Raw genomic sequence first — 4,703 nt, 5'->3', positions numbered from 1 at the left:
GCAGCGTAGGCTGTGTATAAGAGACAGCGTAGGTGGCCCCCTGTAGGCTTTCGGACGCAGGGCGTCCGTGGTGCGCCCGGCCCGGGGCACCGCGCCCCGGGGACCGAACCACCTCGAATGAAGCCGAACGAACCCGACCGAACTCGACTAAAGCCGAACGAAACCGAACGAAACCGAATGAAAAGGTGACGCCCGTGCTCGTGGCCGGATTCCCCGCGGGGGCCTGGGGCACCAACTGCTACCTGGTGGCGCCCGGACCCGGTGAGGAATGCGTGATCATCGATCCGGGCCACCGCGCGGCCGACGGCGTCGCGGAGACGCTCGCCCGCCACCGTCTCAAGCCGGTCGCGGTGATCCTCACCCACGGCCACATCGACCACGTGGCCTCGGTCGTGCCGGTCTGCGGCGCCCACGACGTGCCCGCCTGGATCCACCCGCGGGACCGGTACATGCTCACCGACCCGGAGAAGGCGCTGGGGCGGGCCATCGGCGCCCCCCTGATGGGGGAGCTGACCGTCGGGGAGCCCGACGACCTGCGCGAGCTGACCGACGGGCACGTGCTGGAGTTGGCGGGCATGGAGTTCTCGGTCGCGCACGCACCCGGCCATACCAAGGGGTCGGTGACCTACCGGATGCCCGAGGGACCGGAACTGCCGCCGGTGTTCTTCTCGGGCGACCTGTTGTTCGCCGGCTCCATCGGCCGCACCGACCTCCCGGGCGGCGACCACGGCGAGATGATGGACTCCCTGGCCCGCGTGTGCCTGCCGCTGGCCGACGAGACGGTGGTGCTCTCCGGTCACGGACCGCAGACCACCATCGGCCGCGAGCGGGTCGGCAACCCCTACCTCAGCCGGTTGGCCGCCGGGGCCGGTGACGGGGTTCCCGCCCCGTCGCCCCGTCGCCCCTCGTGAGTCGGCGGGGCACACGCCCGCCGATACCGTCGTCCATGCACGCCCGACGATCACCCGACCCCGCGCCGCGCGAGCGCGCCGGCGCGTCGAGAAGCGGAATCCGGATCCCCCGTGAGCACTTTCAAGGCCCCCAAGGGCACCTACGATCTCCTGCCGCCGGACTCCGAGGAGTTCCTGGCCGTCCGTGAGGCGCTCTCGGCGCCGTTGCGCCGGGCCGGCTACGGCTATGTCGAGACCCCCGGCTTCGAGGACGTGGAACTCTTCGCCCGCGGCGTGGGCGAGTCCACCGACATCGTGACCAAGGAGATGTACACCCTCACCACCAAGGGCGGCAGCCGACTGGCGCTGCGGCCCGAGGGCACGGCCTCGGTCCTGCGGGCCGCGCTGGAGGCGAACCTCCACCGCGCGGGCAACCTGCCCGTCAAGCTGTGGTACTCCGGCTCCTACTACCGCTACGAGCGTCCCCAGAAGGGCCGCTACCGGCACTTCTCGCAGATCGGGGCCGAGGCCATCGGGGCCGAGGACCCGGCTCTGGACGCGGAGCTGATCGTGCTGGCGGTGGACGCCCACCGGGCGCTGGGCCTGCGGGAGGTCCGGCTGTTGCTCAACTCCCTGGGCGACCGGACCTGCCGACCGGTCTACCGGCAGCGCCTCCAGGAGTTCCTGCGCGGTCTCGACCTGGACGAGGAGACCCGGAGGCGGGCGGAGATCAACCCGTTGCGGGTCCTGGACGACAAGCGCCCCGCCGTGCGGGCGCAGCTCACCGACGCGCCCCTGCTGCGGGATCACCTGTGCGACGCCTGCGGCACCTACCACGCCCGGGTCCGCGAGCTGCTGGACGCCGCCGGGGTGACCTACGAGGACGACCCCGCACTGGTGCGCGGTCTCGACTACTACACGAGGACCACCTTCGAATTCGTGCACGACGGCCTGGGGGCCCAGGCGGCGATCGGCGGCGGGGGACGCTACGACGGCCTGTCGGAGATGATCGGTGGCCCCGCGCTGCCCTCGGTCGGCTGGGCGCTGGGGGTGGACCGCACCGTGCTCGCCCTTCGCGCCGAGAGCGTGGCGCCCGCCGTTCCCGCCGCCACCGACGTCTACGCCGTGCCGCTCGGCGAGCAGGCCGCCGCCACGCTGTTCGGCCTGGTCACAGAGTTGCGGCGGGCCGGTGTCGCGGCCGATCTGGCCTATGGCGGGAAGGGTCTGAAGAACGCGATGAAGTCGGCCGGCCGGTCCGGGGCGCGCTGGGCGGTGATCGCCGGGGAGCGGGACCTCGCCGAGGAGATGGTCCAGCTCAAGGACCTCGCCACCGGTGAGCAGGAGGCGGTGGCGCTGAAGGAGGCGGGGGCGGAGATCGTCCGACGGCTGGAAACGGTCGCCCCGATTTCCCCGACCGGGACGGAAAGGTGACGACCCGGGGCACAATGAGGTGCGTGGGATCCGAGGGGGCGGCGGACGGGGTGGTGCCCCGCCGGCCGGGGTCGCGGTGCCGTGTCGCAGGGTGCGAGGCGGTGGGACGGAGCGTCGCGCGGGTGCGGCGGTGAGGGCCGTCCCGGCTCACCGAGGGAACCGAGGACACCGGAGAACATGACGACGACAGCGTCCCTGGACAACGCATCGCCCGCGTCCGACGCCGATCACGGTACCGAGACCGCCTCACCCGACACCGGGGGGGTGGGGGCCGGCCGGGGTTTCTCCCTGCTCCTGGTGATCACCGGCTTCCTGGGCCTGCTGGCCGCCTGGGTGATCACCCTGGACAAGTTCAGCCTGTTGGAGGACCCGGACTTCGTGCCGGCGTGCAGCATCAACCCGGTGCTCTCCTGCGGCAACATCATGGAGAGCCGACAGGCCGAGGTCTTCGGCTTCCCCAACCCGATGCTGGGGATGGTCACCTACGGCATGGTCATCGCCATCGGCATGGGCCTGCTGGCCGGAGCCCGCTACCGCCGTTGGTACTGGCTGGGGCTGCAGGCCGGCACCCTCTTCGGGGTGGCCTTCTGCACCTGGCTGATGTACCAGTCGCTGTACGTCATCGGCGCCCTGTGCCTGTGGTGCTCCCTGGCCTGGGTCGCCACCATCTTCATGTTCTGGTACACCACCGTGCACAACCTGCGGCACCGCCTGCTGCCGGCCCCCGAGGGCCTGCGGCGCGGCCTGATCGAGTTCCACTGGGTGCCGCCGGTGCTGCACGTCGGCGTCATCGGGATGCTCATCCTCACCCGTTGGTGGGACTACTGGATCGGCTGACCGATACGGCACGTCGTCCGCCCCGGGGCCGGGCGTCCCCTCGGGGGTGCCCGGCCCCGTGCGTGCGCCCGGGTAGGCTCGGGTGGGTGGAAGCCGATCTGTTCACCGCCGCGGCCGAGGAACGGCGGGAGAAGGACCCCTCCTCGGTACCGCTGGCGGTCCGGATGCGACCGCGCACCCTCGACGAGGTCGCCGGCCAGCGACACCTGCTCCGCCCCGGGTCCCCGCTCCGCCGCCTGGTGGCGGGCCGGTCCGGCGGGCCGGCCGGGCCCGCCTCGGTCATCCTGTGGGGGCCTCCCGGCACCGGGAAGACCACTCTCGCCTCGATCGTGAGCAACGCCACCGACCGGCGTTTCACCGAGCTGTCGGCGATCAGCGCGGGGGTGCGGGAGGTACGGGCGGTCATCGAGGGCGCCCGCCGGGCGGTGGGGACGCACGGTCGCGAGACCGTGCTCTTCCTGGACGAGATCCACCGTTTCAGCAAGGCGCAGCAGGACTCCCTGCTGCCGGCGGTGGAGAACCGCTGGGTCACGCTCATCGCCGCCACCACCGAGAACCCGCACTTCTCGGTGATCACCCCCCTGCTCTCCCGTTCGCTGCTGCTCACCCTCGAACCGTTGACCGAGGAGGATCTGCGGGAACTGGTGCGGCGGGCGGTGACGGGGGAACGCGGGCTGGGCGGCGCGGTGACCCTCCCCGAGGAGACCGAGCGTCACCTGCTGCGGCTGGCCGGAGGGGACGCCCGGCGGGCCCTCACGGTGCTGGAGGCCGCCGCCGGGGCCACCCTGGAGGAGGGCGCCACGGAGATCACGCCCGCGGTGCTGGAGCGGACGGTGGACCGGGCCGCGGTGGCCTACGACCGGGACGGCGACCAGCACTACGACGTGGCCAGCGCCCTGATCAAGTCGATCCGGGGTTCGGACGCCGACGCCGCCCTGCACTGGCTGGCCCGCATGGTCGAGGCCGGGGAGGACCCCCGGTTCATCGCCCGGCGTCTGATGATCGCCGCGAGCGAGGACATCGGCCTGGCCGATCCGCAGGCCCTGCCCACGGCGGTGGCCGCCGCGCAGGCGGTGGCGATGATCGGCTTCCCCGAGGCCCGGATCATCCTGTCCCAGGCGGTGCTGGCGCTCGCCCTGGCGCCGAAGTCCAACAGCGCGATCCTGGCGATCGACGAGGCGCTCGGGGACGTCCGGGCCGGACGCACCGGACCGGTCCCGGCCCACCTGCGGGACAGCCACTACGCGGGGGCGCGGTCGCTGGGACACGGCGCCTCCTACGTCTACCCCCACGACCTGCCCGGCGGCATCGCCGCCCAGCAGTACGCGCCCGACGCGGCCCGGGGGCGGCGCTACTACCGGCCCGGTCGGCACGGGGCGGAGGCCCGGTACGCGGAGGTCTCCGAGCGGGTGCGGGCCCGACTGGCGGGGGAACGGCCCGTGCCGCCGCAGGCGGGGGAGACCGCCCCGACCGGCCCCGGGACGGGGCGTCCCGACGCGGGGAACGCCCGGCCGGGGGAGACGCCCGGGGACGCCGGGGCACGGG

General features: G+C 73.1%; 4 protein-coding genes. All 4 read left to right on the top strand.

The genetic code is table 11. The annotated features are described in order from the left end of the window. Positions 1-194: 194 nt before the first annotated feature. A complete protein-coding gene (locus FOE67_RS17005) occupies positions 195-911 on the top strand; it encodes an MBL fold metallo-hydrolase (RefSeq protein ID WP_182665203.1) in 717 nt (238 codons plus the stop codon). Between the two features lie 111 nt (positions 912-1,022). Further along, positions 1,023-2,321, top strand: a complete 1,299-nt coding sequence (gene hisS / locus FOE67_RS17000) for a histidine--tRNA ligase (RefSeq protein ID WP_182665201.1) — start codon at positions 1,023-1,025, stop codon at positions 2,319-2,321. A gap of 177 nt (positions 2,322-2,498) precedes the next feature. Further along, positions 2,499-3,158 carry a vitamin K epoxide reductase family protein gene (locus tag FOE67_RS16995; protein ID WP_182665199.1) on the top strand — a complete coding sequence of 220 codons (660 nt, stop codon included), beginning with the start codon at positions 2,499-2,501 and terminating at the stop codon, positions 3,156-3,158. Positions 3,159-3,244: 86 nt separating this feature from the next. Continuing rightward, positions 3,245-4,703, top strand: a 1,459-nt coding sequence (locus tag FOE67_RS16990) for a replication-associated recombination protein A (protein WP_182665197.1), incomplete at its 3' end; no start/stop codon positions are given.

Source organism: Streptomyces calidiresistens, assembly GCF_014141525.1.
Taxonomy (GTDB): domain Bacteria; phylum Actinomycetota; class Actinomycetes; order Streptomycetales; family Streptomycetaceae; genus Streptomyces; species Streptomyces calidiresistens.
Note: the sequence above shows the minus strand (reverse complement) of the source record. Positions and strands in the feature narration are given on the sequence as shown.